Raw genomic sequence first — 19,575 nt, forward strand, 5'->3', positions numbered from 1 at the left:
TTTCGCATACAGATCGTAGTAACCGAGCCTGACGCCACTAGCGTACGGTCCGCGGTCGCAGGCCGGGCGGACGCGGTCAGGACGGCGTCAGGGCTTCTCGCCGCCGGGCTTCAGGTGCTCGGGCAGGCCGCTGTCGGGGATGCCGAAGCTCTGCGCGTAGCGGGCGTTGAGGTCGGACCAGCCGAAGTCCGCCGCGGCGGCGCCGCGGATCGGGGTGATCGGGTTCCCGTCGAGGAGCCTCTCGGCCACGTCCAGGCAGATGTGCCAGCCGGCCGCGACCTTCGGGAGCCAGTCGCGGTCCTCGACGCGGTGCCGCAGCGTCAGCCGCGTCCCGGTGCCGGTCCCTTCGAGCTCCCAGCGCAGCAGGTCAGGCCCGAAGGTGTGCTCCAGCAGCACCGGCGGCTCTGCGCGGACGACCTCGGACGCCATGTCCTCGGTCCTGTCGCCGTCGAACATCCTGAGCGTGACGGCGCCCGGTCGCGCGAGATCGCGGTCGGCGGTGTAGGGCGCCCAGGCGGCGAGTTGCCCGGGCTCGGTCAGCGCGGCCCACACCTTCCCGGGCGGATGGCGCAGGTCGCGGGTGAAGACGAGCGTCCAGCCGCCTTCGGCGGCCTCGTAGCCGGCCTGGGCGAGCGGGCCGGGGTGGTACGTGTCGGAGTTCATGTCTCCTCCAGATCGTCGAGGTGGCGTTCGAGGGCGTCGAGGTGCCGGTGCCACAGGGCGCGGTACGGCCGAAGCCAGTCGTCGAGCGCCTGGAAGGGGCCCGGCTCGATGCGGTAGATCCGCCGCTGCGCCTCGGTGCGGCAGGTGACGAAACCGGCCTCCCTGAGGACTTTCAGCTGCTTGGACACCGTGGGCTGGCTGGTGCCGAGCGCCTCGGCCAGTGCGTTCACGCTGCTCTCGGCCGTCCGCAGCCGGTCGAGGATCCGGCGCCGGGTCGGTTCGGAGAGGACGGCGAACGTGTCGACGGACATGCCCTTATATTCCACTCTAGGTATATGCCTGTCAAGGCATGTACCCCTCAGCGGGTGCTGAGGAGGACGAGCTGCCGGGTCGCCCGGGTCATCGCCACGTAGCGGTCCACCGCGCCTTCGATGCCGTCGCCGAAGTCCTCCGGGTCGATGAGGACGACCAGGTCGAACTCGAGGCCCTTCGCCAGTTCCGGGGTGAGGGAGCGGACTCGGGGGGTCGGCCGGAACGCGGGGTCGCCGATGACGCAGGCGGTTCCCTCGGCGTGTTCGGCCAGCCAGGTGTCGAGGATCGAGCGCAGGTCCGCGGCCGGGCCGTGGAGCACGGGGGCGTCGCCGGTGCGGATGGACGTGGGGACGTTCGCGTCCGGGAGCACGGCCCGGATGACCGGCTCGGCCTCCGCCATGATCGGTTCCGGGGTGCGGTAGTTGATGCTCAGCGAGGCCAGGTCGATGCGGTCCAGCCCGATCCGCTTGAGCCGTTCCCGCCACGACTCGGTGAACCCGTGCCGGGCCTGGGCGCGGTCCCCGACGATGGTGAGGCTGCGGGACGGGCAGCGGGCCAGCAGCATCTGCCACTCCGCGTCGGTGAGCTCCTGGGCCTCGTCCACGACGATGTGCGCGAACGGGCCCGCGAGCCGGTCGGGGTCGGCGCCGGGAAGTGCGCTCTCGTCGACCAGGCTGACCCGGGCGTCCTCCCCGCGCAGCATCACCACCAGGCCCTCGCCGTCGTCGCCGTCGGCGCCCGAGGCGGCCGCGGCGTCGATCAGGTTGTCGACCACCTGCGCCATGTGCTCGCGCTGGGCGGCGAGAGCGGCGTCGTGGCGGCGCTTGCGGTTGGCCGCCGCCGGGTCGCCGAGCCGCCGCCGCGCCGCGTCCAGCAGCGGCAGGTCGGACACCGTCCAGGCGTGGGCGTCCGCGCGCTGCAGCCGCCGGATCTCGTCGGGACCGAGCCACGGGGCGCACAGGCGCAGGTAGGCGGGTACCGACCACAGGTCTCCGACGAGGTCGGCCGGCTCGATCACCGGCCACGCGCGGTTGAAGGCCGTGAGCAGTTCCCGGTCCTGCCGCAGTGCCCTGCGGAGGAGCTCGGGCGAGACGTCCTCGCCCAGCCGGTCCGCCAGGATCTCGACCAGTTCCTCCCAGATCTGCTCGCGCGCCTCGTTGTGCGGGGTACCGGGCTCCGGGGCCGCGAACGCCTCGGCCCAGTCGGCCGGGCTCAGCCGGATGTCGGACCACGGGGTCGTGACCGTCATCCCCTCGGTGGGCGCCTTCTCGTAGAACCGGACGGCCGGTTCGATGGCCTTCACCAGGTCCGCGGACGACTTCAGCCTCGCGACCTCCGGGTCGGCCTCCGCCCTCGCCTCGGCGCCCTCCGGGAGGAGGTCCCGCAACGTGCAGGTCTGCACGCCGTCCTCGCCGAGGCTGGGCAGGACGTCCGCGACGTAGGCCAGGTAGGGCTGGTGGGGGCCGACGAACAGCACACCGCCCCGGTTCTGGCCGAGCCGGGGGTCGGAGTAGAGGAGGTAGGCGGAACGGTGCAGGGCCACGACGGTCTTCCCGGTGCCCGGGCCGCCGTCGACCACCAGGGCACCGCGGGAGCCCGCGCGGATGATCGCGTCCTGGTCGGCCTGGATGGTGCCGAGCACGTCCCGCATCCGGGCCGACCGGTGGCCGCCCAGGCTGGCGATGAACGCGGACTGGTCGTCCAGCGCGGCGTGCCCGTCGAAGCCGTCCGGGGTGAACACCTCGTCCCAGTAGTCGCTGATCCGGCCGCGGGTCCACCGGTACCGGCGGCGGCTCACCAGCCCCATCGGGTTGGCGTGGGTCGCCCCGAAGAACGGCTCCGCCGCCGGGGAGCGCCAGTCGACCAGCAGGCGGCGGCCGGAGCCGTCCTTGAGGCCGAGCCGCCCCACGTACACGGGCTCGGGGTCGTCCGCCCGGACGAAGTGCCCCAGGCAGAGGTCCAGCCCGAAGCGGCGCAGCAGCCGCAGGCGCCCGCTCAGCCGGTGGATCTCCATGTCCCGGTCCAGCGCCTGCCGGCCGATGCCGCCGGGGGCCATGCGCGCGGCGTCGAGGCGTTCGGAGAGGTCGGCGATCGACTCCTCCAGGCTCTCCGCGACGGCCGCGAAGTGCCGCTCGTCGCCGGCGATCAGCGCCGGGTCGGCCTTGTGGGCGAGGGTGCGGGGAAGGTCGAAGGCGCCGGCGGTCAGCGGCTCCACTTGATCAACTCCGATCTGGGCTTGGCGGACGAGGCACGTGCGGAACCGGCGGGGGCCGGTCGAGGCGGCGGGGTGCCTCAGCGCAGGCGGAAGCGCGCGGAACGCTCCGCCGTCCAGTGCCGGCGGGCAGCGCGCCGCGGGCCGTTTCCGCAGGTTGCGGCCTCGGATGCACGATTGTGCGGCACGACCCGGGTCTTGCCGCAAGCCCCCCGGTGCGCTATACCTTGAGAGTGGCGGGGAGTGTGCGTTCCTCTCCGCGCGCGATGGCGGGTTCCCGCCCGCGCGGCGACCCCGAATCCGCATCGCCCGTTTCGTCCTGAGGTAGATAGAACGTGCCGGTAGTGGGCACGTTTCTTGCCATGGACGAGCGAGAGTTCAGACGCGGAGACGTCCAGGAGCTGACGGACTTCGAGCTGACCGTGTACGAGACCGTCGCGACGATCGACAAGGACGGCGGCGCGGCGGACTTCGACACGATCGAGCGGCTCGTCGGCGCCCCCGAGGAGGACCTGTGGGCCGCCCTCGGGCACCTGGTGTCGATCAACCACCTGCATTCGACCAGCAGGGGCTACCAGCTCGGCCCGCACGACTGGGCGCCCTGACCGTCCCGGTGGGCGGGAGCGTCCCGGGCGGGTGCGCGGGCCTGCGCCATGATGGCCGGGCACTGCAGTCCATGTGGGGGAGGCCGGCCGGATGCAGCTCGTCGTCACCGAGGAACAGCGGGAGCTGAGGGACGCCCTGCGGCGCTTCTTCGCCGACCGCTCCCCCTCCGCCGAGGTGCGGCGGGCGATGGAGACCGCCGAGGGCTACGACCCGGAGATGTGGGCGCTGATGGCGGGGCAGCTCGGGCTGCAGGGCCTCGCGATCGGCGAGGAGCACGGCGGCGCCGGGTACGGGCTGCGCGAGCTGGCCGTCGTTTTCGAGGAGATGGGGCGGGCCGTGGTGTGCGCGCCGTTCCTCGCCACGATCACCGCCGCGGCCGCCCTGCAGGCCGGCGAGGGCGGTCATGACCTGCTGCCCGGTATCGCGGACGGAACCACCATCGCCACATTGGCGGTGGCCGAGGAGGACGGGGGCTGGGATCCCGGCTCCGTCTCGGCCACGTTCCAGGACGGGGTGCTGCGGGGCACCAAGGAATTCGTCCTGGACGGGCACGTCGCCGACCTGGTCCTCGTCGCGGCGAGAGGCACGGACGGCGTCGGGGTCTACGCCGTGCAGGACGGCACGGGGCTCGTCCGGACGGCTCTGCCCACGCTCGACCAGACGCGGAAGCTGGCGCGGATCACGCTCGACGCCGTCCCGGCGCGCAGGGTGGGCGGCGCGGACGCGCTGCGGCGGGCCCTCGACGTCGCGGCCGTGGCGCTGGCCGCCGAGGCGCTCGGCGGCGCGCAGCGGACCCTCGACATGACGGTCGAGTACGCGAAGGTACGGCACCAGTTCGGGCGCCCGATCGGGTCCTTCCAGGCGATCAAGCACCGGTGCGCCGACATGTTCGTGCTGGTGGAGTCGGCGCGGTCCGCGGTGCTGAACGCGGCGGCCGCCGCGGACGAGGACCCGCGGGAGCTACCCGCGGCGGCGGCGCTGGCGAAGGCGTACTGCTCCGACGCCTACGCCCACACGGCGGGCGAGGCGATCCAGCTGCACGGCGGCATCGGGTTCACGTGGGAGCACGACGCGCACCTGTACTTCAAGCGGGCGCAGGCGTCCCGGCAGCTGTTCGGGACGCCGGACCACCACCGCCGGCGGCTCGCCGAGGCGGCCGGGCTCACGGGTGCAGGCGCAGCCCCTTGAGGACCTTGTCCACGCCGTTCTTCGGGCCGTGGACGCTGAACCCCACGAGCGGCATCTCCGCCGCGGTGACCGCGCGGACCGTCCCGCGGTTCGCCTCGTCGTGGCCCGTCTTGAACATGTCCTCGATGTAGACGGCGGTGTCCATGCCGCGGGCGAGTGCCCGCGCGTGGGCCTTCTTGACCGCCTCGGCGTCCCCCGCGTAGACCAGCACGGGCTGCCGGAACATCGGCAGGTAGGCGTTGCCGGACGCGTCCTCGTACGGCTCGCCGATGACGTCCGGGAAGCGGCCCGCGACGGCGCTCGCGAGGAAGGCGGTGACGTTGAGCCGCTGCCAGGCCGCCAGATCGTCGCGGACCACGATCCCGATCTTGGTGTCGAAGCGCATGCGGGCCAGGATGCCGCGGCGGCGGCGGAGCGTCTTGAACGCTGGTGCGCCACACTGGAGGGGTGGAGTGGAGCCGGTACTGGCGGTCGCCCGACCGCCCCCTGGAGGCGATGTACGCGCATTTCGAGCGGCACGTGTACCACCGGCACAGCCACGAGACGTACTCCTTCGGCGTCACCGAGGACGGTTACCAGGCGTTCCGGTGCCGTGGCGGCGCCCACACGAGCGCGGCCGGGATGGTCATCGCGTTCAACCCGGACGATCCGCACGACGGCCACGCCGCCGACGAGCTGGGCTTCACGTACCGGATGGTGCACATCGGCCCGGAGCTGGTGGCGGACGTGCTGGCCGACATCACGGACCGCCCGGCCCGGCCGCCGCTGTTCGCCTCCCCGGTGGTGCCCGATCCCGTCCTGGCACGGAACCTGCGCGGCCTCCACGCGGCGCTGCTCGGCGGGGCGACGGCCCTGCGGCGGGACGAGCTGCTGACCGCCGCGGTCGGGGCGATGGTGAACCGGGCCGCGACGCGGCGCGCCGCCCCGTCGTCCGCCACGGGCTTCGCCGAGCGGGCCCGGCGGCTGATCGAGGAGTCGTTCCTGCACGACGTGGGCGCCGACGAGCTGGCCGAGGCGGCCGGATGCAGCCGGTTCGCGCTCTACCGGGGGTTCCGGCGCGCGTACGGGATGGCGCCGAGCGACTACCAGCGCCAGCTCCGCCTGCGCGCGGCCCGGCGGCTGCTGGCGCGCGGCGACGCGATCGGCGAGGTGGCGGCGGCGACGGGATTCGCCGACCAGAGCCATCTGACGCGCTGGTTCGTGCGCTGCTACGGGATGACGCCGGGCCGCTACCAGAGCGCCGGTTAAGGAAGAATGCCCGTCATGAGACGGGCGAGCGGGACGATGTTCGGGCTGGCATACGGGGACGCCCTCGGCGCCCCGACCGAGTTCCTCACCATGGAGCAGATCGGGCGGCGGTTCGGCGAGCGCGGGCCGGCGGACCTCGCCGGCGACCCGGCCCTGGTGACCGACGACACGCAGATGGCGATCGCGGTCGGGCTGGCGCTTCTGGACGCTTTGGAGAACCCGCCCTTCACCCCCGACCTGATCACGCCGATGTGGCGGCGGCGGTTCGTCGACTGGCTCGACAGCCCCGACAACGACCGCGCCCCCGGCAACACGTGCCTGGAGGCGTGCCGCGGTCTCGCCGCCGGCAAGCCCTGGGTGGAGGCGACCGTGGCGGGCTCCAAGGGCTGCGGCGCGAACATGCGCGTCGCGCCGGTCGGGCTCGCCCCCGGACTGTCGGACGAGACGCGGGCGGGCGCGTCCCAGCTCCAGGCGGCGCTCACCCACGGCCACCCGACCGGGCTGGCGGCCAGCGAGCTCACGGCGTTCGCCGTCCGGTGGCTGGCCGACGGGATGTCCCCCGGCGACCTGCCCGCCGCGCTCCGCGCCCGCTGCCATGAGCAGCGCACCGTCTACCACGGGCGCTGGCTCGGCGAGCTGTGGCAGCGGCCCGGCATGGACGCGCCCGAGACGTTCATCGCCCGCGGCTGGGACGAGTGCCTCGCCGTCCTCGACCGGCTGGACGAGGCCCTCGCGGGCGGCGACCGGGCGTCCGACCCGTGCGCGGTCACGGGCGCGGGCTGGGTCGCGGAGGAGACGCTCGCCACCGGCCTGCTGTGCTTCCTGCTCTTCCCGGACGAGCCGGTCGAGGCGATCCGCCGCGGCGCCGCCAGCTCCGGCGACTCCGACTCGATCGCCTGCCTGGCCGGGGCGTTCGCGGGCGCGCACCTCGGCATGGCCGCCTGGCCGGACGAGTGGTCCGCCCGCATCGAGTACGCCGCCGACCTCGCGAGGATCGGCGAAGCCTGGGACTAGGGGGATGCCGGGGGCCCCGAGGCGGCCCAGCCCGTCCAGCCCTCGATCGTGATGGCGATGACGGGCCCCTCCGGGGGGCGGTCGCGGTACTGGGGGTAGCGGCCGGCGAGGAGCCGGACGGGCTCCGCCATCTTCGCGGGGTCCTCGACGATGTTCGCGTGCCCGTCCACGCGGACCCACCAGAGCCGGTCCCAGTCGTCCTCGTAGTGGTCGGCCAGCAGCGCCACGCGCGGGTTGGCGCGGATGTCGGCCAGCCGCCGCAGGTCCCGCGTGCTCTTCGGCTTGTGGTCGACGGCCGTGTAGACGCTCCCCCGGTGGACCGCGAACGTCACCGGGACAAGATGCGGCCGCGCGTCCTCCCCGACCGTCGCCAGGCGCACGACGGGGACCGCCTCCAGCAGGCGGCGCGCGTCGGGTGCGGAGAGCTTGGGCACCCCTTCAGCGTGCCACGCCGCCGCCCGCCCGTCAGTCCCGGAAGTCGGGCCGGCGGTCCTCCCTGCGGGCCTTGATCGCCTCTTCGAAGTTGTGGGTGGTCAGGCGGACGTAGAGCTGCGCGAGGCCCTCCTGGCCCATGTGGGCGTCCAGGCTGGCGGCGTCGAGGCTGGACCACAGCATCCGCTTCGTCAGCTCGGTCCCGGGACGGCTGAACCCGGCGATCCGCTCGGCGAGCCCGTAGCAGGCGTCCAGGAGCTCGTCGCCCGGGACGACGCGGGAGACCAGGCCGATGCGTTCGGCCTCGGCGGCGTCCACGTCCCGTCCCGACAGCATCATCTCGAAGGCGCGGGAGGAGCCGATGGCGCGCGGCAGCAGGTAGCTGAGGCCGAGCTCGCTCGCCGTGAGGCCGTTGTTGATCCCGGCCGCGCGGAACAGGGCGGTGCCGGAGCCGAGCCTGATGTCGGCCGCCAGCGCCAGGCAGAGTCCGCCGCCGATCGCCGGGCCGTTGACGGCCGCGATGACCGGCTGGTGGACGCGGCGCAGCGCGCGGACCACGTCGTCCAGCAGCTCCATCGACCGGAGCGCGATGGTGGGGAGGGTGAGCCCGTCGATGCCGGGGATGTGGCCCGGGTTCTCCAGGTCGGCGCCGGAGCAGAAGCCGCCCCCCGCCCCCGTGATGACGACGGCGCGGGTCCCGTTGTCGCGGCTCACCTCCTCCAGCGCCTCGCGGAAGGGGATCATGACGTCGAACGCCATCGCGTTCATCCGCTCGGGCCGGTTGAGGGTGATGAGGGCGACGTGCGGGCGCGGCCTGTCGACGAGGACGAAGGGCAAGGGACCTCCCACGGGAATCTAACAAGCGTTAGGTTACACGCGGGGGAACTCCGGGGGCGTGAGGCCGCGCTCGACCACCCGCGCCAGCTCCTCGTCCGTCAGGACGCGCGGCTCGCCGATCATCTTCGCCCGGACGTAGACGCCGCAGAGCCACTCCAGGAGGCGGGCGTTCTCGAACGCCTCGTCCAGGTCGCGGCCGATGGCGACGCCGCCGTGGTTCGCCATGAGCGCGGCGCGCTTCCCGCCGGCCATGGCCGCCCGGACGTTCTCCGCCAGCTCGGGCGTCCCGTAGGTGGCGTACTCGGCGACCCTGACCACACCGCCCAGCAGGAGCGTGTTGTAGTGGATCGGCGGCAGCTCGGACATGGTCGTCGCCACGACGGCGCCGTAGGTCGAGTGGGTGTGCACGATGGCCGCCGCCGGGGTCGCCTCGTACAGGGCGAGATGCATCGGGGTCTCCGACGACGGCGCCCGCTCCCCCTCGACCAGCCGCGCCGAAAGGTCCACCACCGGGCAGTCGGCGGGCTCCATCCGGTCGAGCATCATCCCGCCCGGCGTGACCGCGACCAGGTCGCCCGACCGGACGCTGACGTTCCCCGCCGACCCGGTGACCAGGCCGGTCCCGGCGAGACGCCGGCCGATCGCGCACAGCTCGTCCCGCTCGTCCTTCAGCAACATGCGAACACCTCTCACGTCCGGGGCCTGCACCGCGTACGCTACGGCCCTGACGATCTTTAAGGGGTCTGGTCATGACGGTTGTAACACTGGGCGCGCACATCCTCGACGTGCTCGCGCGGCCCGTCGAGGGCATCCCGGCGGGGCAGGACACCGTTGTCGTGGACGAGATCAGGGTGACCGCGGCGGGCGCCGCCGCCGGTACCGCGGTGGCCCTCGCCAGGCTCGGCAACGACGTCATCTCGGTCGGCGCGATCGGCGACGACGACCTCGGCGACCTGCTGGTGAAGATCATGGAGCGGAACGGCGTGGACGTGCGGGGGCTCGTCCGGCGGACCGCCGACCAGACCAGCGCGTCGATCCTGCCGATCCGGCCGGACGGCGGGCGGCCCAGCTTCCACGTGCCCGGCGCCAACCTGACCCTCACCGCCGGCGCGGTCGGGCCCGGCCTGCTCGCCGCGGCGGACCTCGTCCATCTCGGCGGCCCGGACGTCACGTTCGGCCTCAACGATCCCGCGTTCTTCGAGATGCTCGCCCACGCCCGCGGGACCGGCACCGTCGTCACGATGGACCTGCTGTCCAACATGCCCGACCTGCTCACCGGCGCCGCCGCGTTCCTCCCGCACATCGACCACTTCCTGCCCAACGAGGAGCAGGCCGCCGAGATGACCGGGCACGACGACCCGGAGAAGGCCGCCCGCGCCCTGCTCGCCAGGGGCCCGCGGACGGTGATCGTCACGCTCGGCGGCGACGGCAGCCTCGTGGCGACCGCCGCGGGCGTGCAGCGGCTGCCCGCCCTGCCGGTGGAGGTCGTCGACACCACCGGATGCGGCGACGCCTACTGCGCCGGGTTCATCACCGGGCTCGCGCGGGGGCGGGACGTCCTGGAGGCGGCGCGCTGGGGCACCGCGACGGCGGCGACCGTCGCGCAGGGGCTCGGCTCCGACGCCTGCCTGACCGACCTGGAGGCGGTGCTCGCCCTGCTGAAGTGAGCCGGGCGGCGGCGCCGCGGGTCAGACGGCGGACCGTCCGGCGCGGTCACCGGCCAGGACGGCGTCGGCCGCGGCGGCGAGCTGCTCCAGGCGGGACACCTCCGTCCGGTGGAACGGCGGCGCGCACGTCCGGGCCACGACCAGCGCGACGGTGCCCCTGGCGAGCGGGCAGACCGCGTACTGCGTGCCGTCCGCCGCGGTGAAGGCCCGCGGGCGCAGCGGCAGGAGACCCGGCAGCCCGGCGCCGGACACGCCGCCCACGCTGGCGTGCACGAGCACCGCCCGGCCGCAGTCCCCCACCTCGGCGAGGCACGCCCAGTCGGCGCTCAGGATGGCGGGGACGGCGTCCGCGAGGATCTCCGGGCCGCGCTCGGGGACGGCGGCGACCTGCCCGATCACGGCGGCGTCCGGGCAGGCGCCCTGCGGCTCCGCGGTCGGCCAGATCCCGGCGACCGCCACGCCGGGCACCGAGCCGATCCCCTCGGCGAGCCGCTCGGTGCCCGCCCCGGCGGGCCAGACGACCGTGAAGTCGTCCATGGCGCGGCCGTTGCCGCGCTCAAGCACCGCCATCTGGACGACATCGGCTCCCGCGGCCCCCAGCGTCCGGGCCACCTGCCCCAGCGACCCCGGACGGTCGGGCAGCCGGACACGTATCCGCAGCAACATGGCCACCTCCGCTCTCCGCTGCCACCACCTTCGCCGAACCCCGTTTCCCTCGTGTTACCCAAAGGTGTCGCCACGCGAAAACGGCGGCGTTGCCGGTGCTGGAATGGGGGTACTGGTCAAACTAGAGTCCGGTGGAGGTCATCAGTCGGCCTATCGCCTCACGCCGCCCAGCATTAAGGTAACTCTACGTGTCGAGGGACGGGGACCCCCCAGTCAGGAACGAGTCCGGTGCGGAACCGGAGCCCGGCGACGGCATGCCCGGTGCCGCCGCCCCCGAAGCGGCCGGGCCTTCGGGCGCGGTGCTCCAGGCCGAGGTCAGGGACGCGCTGGCCGGGCTGGCCGCGCGGCTCGACCGCGAGCACGAGCGCGCCGCGCACCGCGAGGCCGTCATCGACCGGTTGCACGAGGAGAACCAGCGGCTCCGGCGCGGCGAGCTCCAGGCGATGCTGGAGCCGGTCCGCGCCGCGCTGTTCCGGCTGCACGACCAGGCGCGCCGCGAGTCGTGCCGGCTCGCCGACCCGGACCTCGCCGACCCGCCCGACCCGAAGCAGACGGCCCTGCTGCTGGAGGCGGTGGCCGACGACGTCGCCGACGCGCTGGCGCGGCTCGGCGTGGCGAGGTTCACGGTCGAGCCGGGCGCACCCTACGACGCGTCCCGGCACCGGCCGGTCGCGGTGACGCCGGTCGACGACCCGATGCGGGACGGCACCGTCACGACCGTCCAGTCCGACGGGTTCGAGCAGAGCGGGAAGGTGCTGCGCAAGGCGGCGGTCGGCGTCGGCAAGCTCGACGGCGCCGCGGACAAGACGGACGACGACCCCGGAACCGGCTCGAACGGGGCCGGCCGCCCGGCCGGCGGCGGCGCGAATCGCCTGCGCGGCACCGCGCGCGGCGAGACGATGAACGGCGGGAAGACGAACAGCGCACTCGGTACCGATAGGTGAGAGGGACATGGCTGTCTACGGGATCGACCTCGGAACCACGTACTCCTGCATTGCCTCCATCGACGATGTCGGGCGGCCGGCGGTCCTGCGCAACCTGGAGGGCACCGACACCACCCCGTCCGTCGTCTACTTCGAGAGCGGCGAGAACGTCATCGTCGGCGCCACCGCGAAGGACACCGCGGTCCTGGAGCCCGACAACGTCGTCAGCCTCGTCAAGCGCGACATGGGCCGTGACGTCACCCGCCCCATCCACGGGATCGACTTCACCCCCGAGGAGCTGTCGGCGTTCATCCTGCTGAAGCTCGCGACGGACGCGCGCACCACCACGGGCGAGGAGGCCCGCGACGTGGTCATCACCGTTCCCGCCTACTTCGGCGCGGCCGAGCGCGACGCGACCCGCAAGGCCGGCCGGATCGCGGGGCTGAACGTCATCGACATCGTGTCCGAGCCGATCGCCGCCGCGATCACCTACGGCGTCCTGAACCCCGAGCAGGACCGGACGATCCTGGTGTACGACCTCGGCGGCGGGACGTTCGACACCACCGTCATCTCGCTGCGCGGCGGGCACATCGAGGTGGTGTGCACCGACGGCGACCACGAGCTCGGCGGCGCCGACTGGGACGCGCGGCTCGTGGAACACCTCGCCGAGCGGTTCCGCGCCGAGCACCCCGACGCCGGCGACCCGCTGGACGACAAGCAGACCGAGCAGCAGCTCCGCCGCGACGCCGAGGACGCCAAGAAGGCCCTCACCACCCGCACCTCGCACACCGTGCGCGTCATGCACGGCGGGCGGGTCGCGTCGGTCGAGGTGACGCGGGAGAAGCTGGAGGAGCTCACCAAGGACCTCCTCGACCGCACCATCGAGATCACCGGCCGGACCCTGACGACCGCCGCCGACAAGAACGTCGAGGACTACGACGACCTCGTCCTCGTCGGCGGGTCCACGAAGATGCCGGTCGTCGCGGCGCGGCTGGAGACCGAGCTGGGCCTCACCCCCCGGCTGCAGGACCCCGACCTCGCGGTCGCCAAGGGCGCGGCCCTGTACGCGTTCGAGGAGACCTACCGGCGGCTCGTCCGGGAGGGCGATGGCGAGCGCGCCGAGGCGATGGCGAGCAGGGCGGGCCTGTCCGCCGAGCAGCAGAAGCAGATCGCCGGGCGGCAGATCAAGACCGTCGCGTCGCACGCGTTCGGGATCGTGGTGGTCGACCGGGAGACCGGCGCCGAGACCGTCGCGCACCTCGTGCACGCCAACGACGAGCTGCCCGCGGCGAAGACCGAGGACTTCTTCACCGTCTACGACGACCAGCGGTCCGCCGACATCCGGGTGATGGAGCAGGCCGGGGTCGTGGAGTCGGCCGACCTGATCGACAACACCGAGATCGCGACCGGCGAGATCCGCGTCCCGCCGGGCAAGAAGGCGGGCTGGCCGATCGGCGTCACGTTCGCGCTCGACTCGTCCGGCCTGCTGAACGTCACCGCAGTGGAGAAGGAGACCGGCGAGCGGCTGGAACTGAAGGTCGACGTCGGCGGCATGTCCGAGGAGGAGGTCGAGCGTTCCCGGAAGGCCCTCTCCAGGGTCCAGGTCAGCTGATCGGCCCCCGGACCCTGGAGGCGCCCGTGGCGTTCGACGACGACTACCGGCGGGAGGTGCTGGAGCCCGCGCGGGCCGCGGGCGACCAGCCTCCCGAGGATCTGCGCGTCCGGTACGCGCTCGCCGATCCACCGTCCTCCAGGCCACCGCCATCCGACGGACGAGCCCCGCTCGACGGGCTCACCGGGCCCGAGGTCGCGGCGCGGGTCAAGCAGGTGCGGCAGTGCTGGCGGCGGGCCCGCGGGCAGCTGAAGTACCGCAAGCTGATCGACCGGCTGGAGGCCGAGCACCGCGAGCTGACCCCGCTGTTCACCGCCGCCGAGCGCGGCGACCTGCGCCCGCTGGAAGCGCGGCTGCGCAGCGGGCGCGAACGCGGCGAGCGGCGCCGCGGCCAGGCCCGCGCGCGGCTCGCCGACGCGGCGGGGACGCTGCAGATGGTGACGCCTGCCGAGATCGAGGGCATCGCGCGTACCGGCGGGGTGGCCCGCGCCGAGCTGGAGCGGCTCGCCGCCGACGACCGGATCGAGGTCCGCGAGCCCGACGCGCTGCCCACCGCCGCGCCCTACCCGGCGTTCCGGAAGGTCCAGGAGTCGCTGGACGTCCTCGGCAGCCGCCACCTGGCCGACTTCCTGTTCGGGACGCGGCTGACCGGGCCGATCCGGCTGCTGGACGGGTTCGCCGCACCCGGCGGCGACCTGCGGCTCGACGCGGACGCGGTCGCGGCGGCCGGCGCGCGGTGGGCGCGCCGCAGCCGCGACACGAGCACCACCCACGCCGACACGGTCCTCGCGGCGCTGCGGTCGGGCGCGGACCTGCCGGAGCTGCTCCGCTACGACGTGGCCGAACGGCTGCGCGAGCGGCTGCGGCAGCGCGCGTCGGAGCGGGCGCTGCTGCGGTACGCGACCGAGGACCTCGGCATCGACCAGGGCGACGCGCGCCGCATGGTGTTCTCCGTCGTCCGCGAGACCGGGCCGGGCGGCGGGCTCGCCGGGCGGCTGCGCGCGCTGCTGGACGCGGGCGAGGTGTTCGCGGCGGCCGAGCTGGCGGACGCCGCGGGCCTCCCCCGCGCCGCCGGGGACGCCCGCCGATCAGCCGAGGCGCCCGAGGAGGCGGTCCTCGCCGCGGAGGCCCGGCACCGCCTCGACACCGCGCTCCGCCTCCGTGAGACCGCGGCGGCCGAGCGCGACCCGGACCGCGCCCACCGGCTGCTGGCCGACGCGCTCCGCCTCGTCCGCGACCTGCCCGGTGCCGCCGCCCACCAGCGCCGCCTGCCGCCGCGTCCCGTCCCGGCGGTGCGCGCGGACGTCGACGGCGCCACCGTGCGCCTGTCATGGGAGGCGTCGCCCTCCACGGCGGGCGAGGTCCTCCACCAGGTCGTGCGGCGGACCGGGCGGGCGCCGCGCGACGTCCGGGACGGTGAGCCCGTGGCCGGTCCGCTGGACGAGCGGCCGCCCGTCAACGCGCCGCTGTACTACGGCGTCGTCGCGGTGCGCGGCGACGCCGCCGCCGCGCCGGCCGTCGCGGGGCCGCTGCTGGTTCGGCCGGACCCCGCCGAGGTCGAGCTGCTGGCCGGGGACGGCCAGGTGACGGGGCGGTGGCGCTGCCCGGCGGAGGCGGCGCGGGTCGTCGTCGTCCGGGACGGCCGGGCCGTCCCGGCGGGACGCGACGGGTTCCGCGAGCACGTCCCCAACGGCCGGACGCACCACTACCGGATCTGCGCGGTCTACCTCGACTCGTCCGGCCGGGAGGTCGTGACGGGCGGCGTGCGGGCGTCGGCCACGCCGAGCGCGCCGCCCGAGCCGGTGTACGAGCTGTCCGCCGAGACCGACGCGGCCGACCCGGGCCTGGTCCGGGTCGCGTTCGGCGCGCCCGGCAGCGGCACCGTCGAGCTGGTGCTGGCGGAAGGGCCGCCGCCGTGGCCGCGCAGCGCGCTCGTCCCGCTGGCGGAGGTGCGGCGCGAGACGCGGCGGCTGGCGTGCACCCCGGTTCCCGGCGGGCTCGCGGTGCGGCCGGGTTCCAGCGGATGGCTGCTCGCGGTGACCGTCGCCGAGGGCACCGCGGCGATCGGCGCCTACCACCGGCACGTCAACCTGCCGCCGCCGCGCCGCCTGGTCGCCGAGCGGCGCGGCGACCACGTGCACGTCGGGTTCGACTGGCCGCCGGACGTCGCCGAGGTCGAGCTGGCGTACCGGATCGGCGCCGAGCCGCCGCGGCCCGCCGGCGTGGCCGGGGAGGTCGTGACCCGCGCCGCCTACGACACCCAGGGCGGGATCAGGCTGCCCGTCCCCGAGGACGAGCCCGTCGAGCTGTCGGTCGCGGCGGCCGGGACGGTGGGCGGCGCCCGGGTGACCGGGCCGCCGGTGACCGCCGAGGTCGCGGCCCGCACGATCGTCCGCTACGACGTGCTGCGGTCCGGGCCGCCGTGGCGGCGGACGCTGACCGTCCGGCTCACCTCGGCGCGCCCGCTGCGGCTGGCGCGGCTCGCGCTGGTGCTGCGCACCGGGCGGGTGATGCCGCACCGCCCCGCCGACGGCGAGACGCTCGGCCGGTGGGAGCAGGTGCCCGTGCCGGGCGAGCTGTCCCTGGACGCCCCGTCCGCCGCCGCGCCGTACTGGCTGCGCTGCTTCGCCGACGACGACGCCGTCGCGCTGAGCGATCCCCCCGTCCGCCGGCTCCGGGTGGGGCGATGACCGGACCGCTCGCCCGCGTGCCCGGTGCGGGGTCCCGGCAGCGCCCGGCCCGGCCGCGCGCGTCCCGGAAGGGCGTGACGTGCCCGTACTGCTTCGCGTCGGTCGCGCCGCAGCGCATCCTGTTCCGGTGCCGGGGGCAGTCGGGGCGGCGGCAGGGCTGCGCCCCCGTCCTGGACGAGGAGCTCGCCGCGTACACGGGGTCGACGGCGGGCGCGTCGCTGCCGCCGGTGTTCTCCGCGTCCGGGCGCGCGGGACGCGCGGACTGCCCGGACTGCGGGCTCCCGACCGGCAACCGCGCCTGCCCGGAATGCCACAACCCGCTGCCGTCCGCGTACTGCGACTCCCCCGGCCGGATCGTCGCGCTCGTCGGGGCGAAGAACGCGGGCAAGAGCACCTACATCGCGGTCCTGCTGCACGAGCTGATGAACCGGGTCGGGACGGAGCTGGACGCGTCGCTGGTGGCGTGCGACGACCGGACGATCGAGCGGTACAAGCGCGACTTCGCCCGCCCGCTGCTGGAGGAGCGGCGGCTGCTGCCGACGACGGCGAGCGCCGCGACCGGCCCCCGCGAGCCGCTGGTGTACCTGCTCACCCGGACGCGGAAGGGGCGCTTCTCCCGCCCGCGCAACGACTCGCTCGCGCTCGTGCTGTTCGACACGGCGGGCGAGGACCTGCGCAGCCGCGAGGTCACCGACCTGCACCTGCGGTACCTGGAGGCGGCCGACGCGATCATCTTCCTCATCGACCCGCTGGAGCTGCCCGGCGCCCGCTCCGGCGTGCGCGACGGCGCCCCGGGGACGCCCGCCGTGCCGCACTCGCGGGACCCGGACGGCGAGCCGCTGAACGTCATCGCCCGCGTCACCGAGACGCTCCGGCAGCGGCACGGCACCCGGCCCGGGGTGCCGCTGCCCGTGCCCGTCGCGGTCGCCCTCACCAAGATCGACATGCTGCGGCCGGGGCTGCTGGAGCAGTCGGCGCTGCACCGGTCCCGGTCCGGCCAGGGCGTGCTGGACCTCGACGACCGGGACGCCGTGCACGAGCAGGTCCGGGCGCTGCTGCACGAGTGGCAGGCGGGCCAGCTCGACACCTACCTCGGGCAGCAGTTCGCCGACCACGCGCTGTTCGGCCTGTCGGCACTCGGCGCCGCACCGGAGGGCGAGCGCGTCGGCGCGGGCGGCGTCCGGCCGTACCGGGCCGAGGATCCGCTGCTGTGGCTGCTGCACCGGTTCGGGATGCTCGACGGCGTCCGTCCCGGAGGGGCGTAGCCGTGGCCTGGCAGCTGCACTACACCTCCGCCCGGAGCGGGCCCACCGGCCGGGCCGGGTTCCAGTTCGTCGCCGAGACGCCGGGCCTGCCCGACGGGGTCCGGGCGGGCGTGACCCCGTACCTGTCGTACCGCCCGCCGCCCGACGCGCCGCCGTCGCCCGACGACTCCGAGCTCGGCCTGTTCCCCGTCTCGCTGCTGTACGACCGGGTGGACGGGCGCCCGCTGCTGCTGCGGTGCCGCTACCTCGGCCGCGACTATTCGGGCCGCTACGGCAACTTCTTCGCGCACGCGGTCGTCGCCGAACCCGACGAGCTGGAGGGGCTGCGCCCCGCCGAACTGTGGCACGCGCCGCACTGGGCGCACCTCCCGGCACCGGAGACGGCGGTCCTGGACACCCTGGACGAGCTGACCCCGGGCGCGGCACTCGATCCGGAGTCGCTCGCCGCGTGGCTCGCCGAGTCCGGGCAGGGCGACCCCTACGCGCTGCTCGGGCACCTGGTGGACGCCGTCGCGGGCGTCCTCGGGCAGGGCCACGGACGTGTCGTCCTCGTCTCCGACGACGTCGAGCTGATCGCCCGCTGGATCGCGGTCGTGTCGTACTCGCTGCCGGTGACGGCGGCGGCGCGGCTCTCGTTCGTCACCTACACCGCCGACCCGGACGGCGCGGCGCAGCGCCTCGTCGGCACCACGCCCGCGATCTGGGCCGCCGTCCGGCACCGCGCCTCGCACGCCCGCGCCTTCGACCTCCGCGAGGGCACCCCGGCCGGGCGGACCAGCCGCTTCGCGCGGACCGTCGCCGGCTGCTGGCGCGGCCCCGACTTCGCCGGCCTCGACGCCCTCGGCGAGCTGGCGCCGCTGGACGACCCCGCGCAGGAGGGGGCCGCCGCGCTGCTGGCGCTCTGCCGGGGCGACGCGACCGTCACCGCGGCCGAGGAGGGCGCGGCTGCGGAGCTGCTTTCGCGGCGCGGGTCCGGCATCCCCGAATGGGTGTGGCGCGACCTCGTCCCGGGCGTCCCGTCGATGGGGCTGGACCTCGCGCTCGCCCTGCACGAGCGGGCGCGGGCGGCGGGGGCGGCGGACGTCGCGCGGCAGTGCTCGCTCCGCGTCGGCGAGCGGGTGTCGGACGCGCTGGCGGAGGCGGCCGGCCTGGCCGAGATCACCGCCGCGGCGGGCATCGCGGAGCGGGCGGGGGTGGGGCTCGATCCCGCGGAGGTCGCCGCGGCGGCGGCGCGGTGCGCGCGGCGCGGCGACGCCGGCCTCGGCGCGGCGCTCGCCGGCTGCCCCGCCGGGCTGCGCGACGCCCTCCTCGGCGGGGTGCTCAGCGGGCTCGCCGAGGCCGGGGAGCGGGAACGCGCGGCGGCGCTCACGCCGGGCAACTGCGACCTGCTGCACGCGCACTCCGAACGGCTGCGCGCCGCACCCGCCGTCGGCGGCGCCGTGCTCGCCTCCGTCGGGCGGCGGTATCCGGAACGCCGGATCCAGGTCACCGGGGAGCTGCTCCGGCTGGACGGCGACGTCGACGCGGCGCTCGACGAGGTCTGGCGGGTGCCGCCGTCCGCCGGTGAATGCGCCGACCTGCTGGACGCCCACGGGGACGCGATGGCCGCCCGCGCCCCGCTGGCCGGGCTGCCGTCCCGGACGTTCACGCGCCTCGCGTTCCCCGGCGGCGACGGGCTGGCGGAACCGGCCGCGCTGCGGCTGGCCGAGCGGGTCCGGGAGGTGCTGCCGGACGGGCGCGCCGGACGCGACGCCGCCCTCGTCCAGGCGTACGGGGCGGCCATCACCGCGGGCCCGGCGCGGGCGGCACGGGCGCTGGCGCAGATCGCGGACGCCGGCGACGCCACCCCGCAGCTCGCGGGCGAGGCGTTCGTCGGAGCCGCGCGGCGGCTCTGCCGCCGGCCGCCCGCGTTCCGGGCGGAGCTGCTGGCCGCCCTGCCCGCGCCCGTCCGGGCCCGGCTCGGCGAGCGGTGGACCGAGGAGCTGCCCGGACGCGCCCGCTCGGGCCGTGCCCCGCTGCGCGGCGGCGAGGCCGAGCAGCGCAACGACCTGGTCGAGGTCGTGCTGCGGATGCGGACCCGCGGCGCCTCCGAACCGGCCCTGGAGGGGTGGGCGCGGGCGGCGGCGGGCCGGTGGCTGGCGGGCCGGCAGCTCGACGTGCGCCTGGAGCGCAGCCCGCGGCTGCGGGCCGCGCTGCGGGACCTCCTCGCCGAGGGCGACTCCTCCCGCGGGGGGAGGTGA

The 19,575-nt window shown here is 75.3% G+C and carries 18 protein-coding genes; 10 read left to right on the plus strand and 8 right to left on the minus strand.

The genetic code is table 11. The features are described 5' to 3' along the window. Positions 1 to 87 precede the first annotated feature (87 nt). From E1289_RS06190 to helR, 3 genes are read right to left on the minus strand one after another with little or no spacing between them, the layout of a single operon-like run. Positions 88 to 663, minus strand: a complete 576-nt coding sequence (locus tag E1289_RS06190; protein ID WP_131976211.1) for an SRPBCC family protein — start codon at positions 661 to 663, stop codon at positions 88 to 90. Beyond that, positions 660 to 974 (minus strand): metalloregulator ArsR/SmtB family transcription factor, encoded by a 315-nt coding sequence (locus E1289_RS06195; RefSeq protein ID WP_131976213.1) that lies wholly within the window; start codon positions 972 to 974, stop codon positions 660 to 662. Before E1289_RS06195 ends, E1289_RS06190 begins: the two co-directional genes overlap by 4 nt. A 47-nt stretch (positions 975 to 1,021) precedes the next feature. Continuing rightward, a complete protein-coding gene (gene helR, locus E1289_RS06200) occupies positions 1,022 to 3,190 on the minus strand; it encodes an RNA polymerase recycling motor ATPase HelR (RefSeq protein ID WP_131976215.1) in 2,169 nt (722 codons plus the stop codon). Between the two features lie 359 nt (positions 3,191 to 3,549). Between helR and E1289_RS06205 the strand changes: the two genes are divergently transcribed. Then, entirely contained in the window at positions 3,550 to 3,792 is a 243-nt protein-coding gene (locus E1289_RS06205) for a hypothetical protein (RefSeq protein ID WP_131976217.1), read from the plus strand. 91 nt (positions 3,793 to 3,883) lie between these two features. Beyond that, the gene (locus tag E1289_RS06210; protein ID WP_131976219.1) at positions 3,884 to 4,981 is read left to right on the plus strand and encodes an acyl-CoA dehydrogenase family protein; all 1,098 of its coding nucleotides are present in this window, start codon (positions 3,884 to 3,886) and stop codon (positions 4,979 to 4,981) included. Here the strand turns inward: E1289_RS06210 and E1289_RS06215 are convergent. After that, complete coding sequence (locus E1289_RS06215) at positions 4,956 to 5,366, minus strand: DUF2000 family protein (RefSeq protein ID WP_131976221.1); 411 nt, start codon at positions 5,364 to 5,366, stop codon at positions 4,956 to 4,958. The two genes, E1289_RS06210 and E1289_RS06215, sit on opposite strands and share 26 nt — an antisense overlap. Before the next feature lie 62 nt (positions 5,367 to 5,428). Here E1289_RS06215 and E1289_RS06220 point away from each other — a divergent pair, with 62 nt between their 5' ends. Together E1289_RS06220 and E1289_RS06225 are read left to right on the plus strand one after the other, a co-directional pair. Further along, positions 5,429 to 6,229, plus strand: coding sequence for an AraC family transcriptional regulator (locus tag E1289_RS06220; protein ID WP_243712642.1), 801 nt, complete (start codon positions 5,429 to 5,431; stop codon positions 6,227 to 6,229). Positions 6,230 to 6,244: 15 nt separating this feature from the next. Continuing rightward, positions 6,245 to 7,243, plus strand: coding sequence for an ADP-ribosylglycohydrolase family protein (locus tag E1289_RS06225; protein ID WP_243712643.1), 999 nt, complete (start codon positions 6,245 to 6,247; stop codon positions 7,241 to 7,243). On the opposite strand, the gene E1289_RS06230 is transcribed toward E1289_RS06225, so the two are convergent. Genes E1289_RS06230 through E1289_RS06240 form a run of 3 tightly spaced genes read right to left on the minus strand, consistent with a single transcriptional unit; the run spans position 7,240 to position 9,190 of the window. Continuing rightward, a complete protein-coding gene (locus E1289_RS06230) occupies positions 7,240 to 7,677 on the minus strand; it encodes a TIGR03668 family PPOX class F420-dependent oxidoreductase (protein ID WP_131976223.1) in 438 nt (145 codons plus the stop codon). The two genes, E1289_RS06225 and E1289_RS06230, sit on opposite strands and share 4 nt — an antisense overlap. Positions 7,678 to 7,708: 31 nt before the next feature. Then, complete coding sequence (locus tag E1289_RS06235) at positions 7,709 to 8,512, minus strand: enoyl-CoA hydratase (RefSeq protein WP_131976225.1); 804 nt, start codon at positions 8,510 to 8,512, stop codon at positions 7,709 to 7,711. Positions 8,513 to 8,545: 33 nt separating this feature from the next. Next, positions 8,546 to 9,190 carry a class II aldolase/adducin family protein gene (locus E1289_RS06240; RefSeq protein ID WP_131976227.1) on the minus strand — a complete coding sequence of 215 codons (645 nt, stop codon included), beginning with the start codon at positions 9,188 to 9,190 and terminating at the stop codon, positions 8,546 to 8,548. Positions 9,191 to 9,261: 71 nt separating this feature from the next. Between E1289_RS06240 and E1289_RS06245 the strand changes: the two genes are divergently transcribed. Next, positions 9,262 to 10,179: a sugar kinase gene (locus E1289_RS06245; protein ID WP_131976229.1), complete on the plus strand. Its 918-nt coding sequence runs from the start codon at positions 9,262 to 9,264 to the stop codon at positions 10,177 to 10,179. A gap of 21 nt (positions 10,180 to 10,200) precedes the next feature. Here E1289_RS06245 and E1289_RS06250 read toward each other — a convergent pair whose 3' ends face one another. Next, positions 10,201 to 10,845: an ACT domain-containing protein gene (locus tag E1289_RS06250; protein ID WP_131976287.1), complete on the minus strand. Its 645-nt coding sequence runs from the start codon at positions 10,843 to 10,845 to the stop codon at positions 10,201 to 10,203. A 188-nt stretch (positions 10,846 to 11,033) separates the two neighbouring features. Here E1289_RS06250 and grpE point away from each other — a divergent pair, with 188 nt between their 5' ends. From grpE to E1289_RS38020, 5 genes are read left to right on the plus strand one after another with little or no spacing between them, the layout of a single operon-like run. Next, positions 11,034 to 11,789 carry a nucleotide exchange factor GrpE gene (grpE, locus tag E1289_RS06255; protein ID WP_243712644.1) on the plus strand — a complete coding sequence of 252 codons (756 nt, stop codon included), beginning with the start codon at positions 11,034 to 11,036 and terminating at the stop codon, positions 11,787 to 11,789. Between the two features lie 7 nt (positions 11,790 to 11,796). Beyond that, positions 11,797 to 13,380, plus strand: coding sequence for an Hsp70 family protein (locus E1289_RS06260; RefSeq protein ID WP_131976231.1), 1,584 nt, complete (start codon positions 11,797 to 11,799; stop codon positions 13,378 to 13,380). A 26-nt stretch (positions 13,381 to 13,406) separates the two neighbouring features. After that, positions 13,407 to 16,070 (plus strand): hypothetical protein, encoded by a 2,664-nt coding sequence (locus tag E1289_RS06265; RefSeq protein WP_131976233.1) that lies wholly within the window; start codon positions 13,407 to 13,409, stop codon positions 16,068 to 16,070. Then, positions 16,067 to 17,335 carry a GTPase gene (locus E1289_RS06270; RefSeq protein ID WP_243712645.1) on the plus strand — a complete coding sequence of 423 codons (1,269 nt, stop codon included), beginning with the start codon at positions 16,067 to 16,069 and terminating at the stop codon, positions 17,333 to 17,335. The genes E1289_RS06265 and E1289_RS06270 overlap by 4 nt, the downstream gene beginning before the upstream one ends. Before the next feature lie 2 nt (positions 17,336 to 17,337). Then, the gene (locus tag E1289_RS38020) at positions 17,338 to 19,575 is read left to right on the plus strand and encodes a hypothetical protein (protein ID WP_165970368.1); all 2,238 of its coding nucleotides are present in this window, start codon (positions 17,338 to 17,340) and stop codon (positions 19,573 to 19,575) included.

Origin of the sequence: Actinomadura sp. 6K520 (genome assembly GCF_004349245.1) — a bacterium.
Taxonomy (GTDB): domain Bacteria; phylum Actinomycetota; class Actinomycetes; order Streptosporangiales; family Streptosporangiaceae; genus Spirillospora.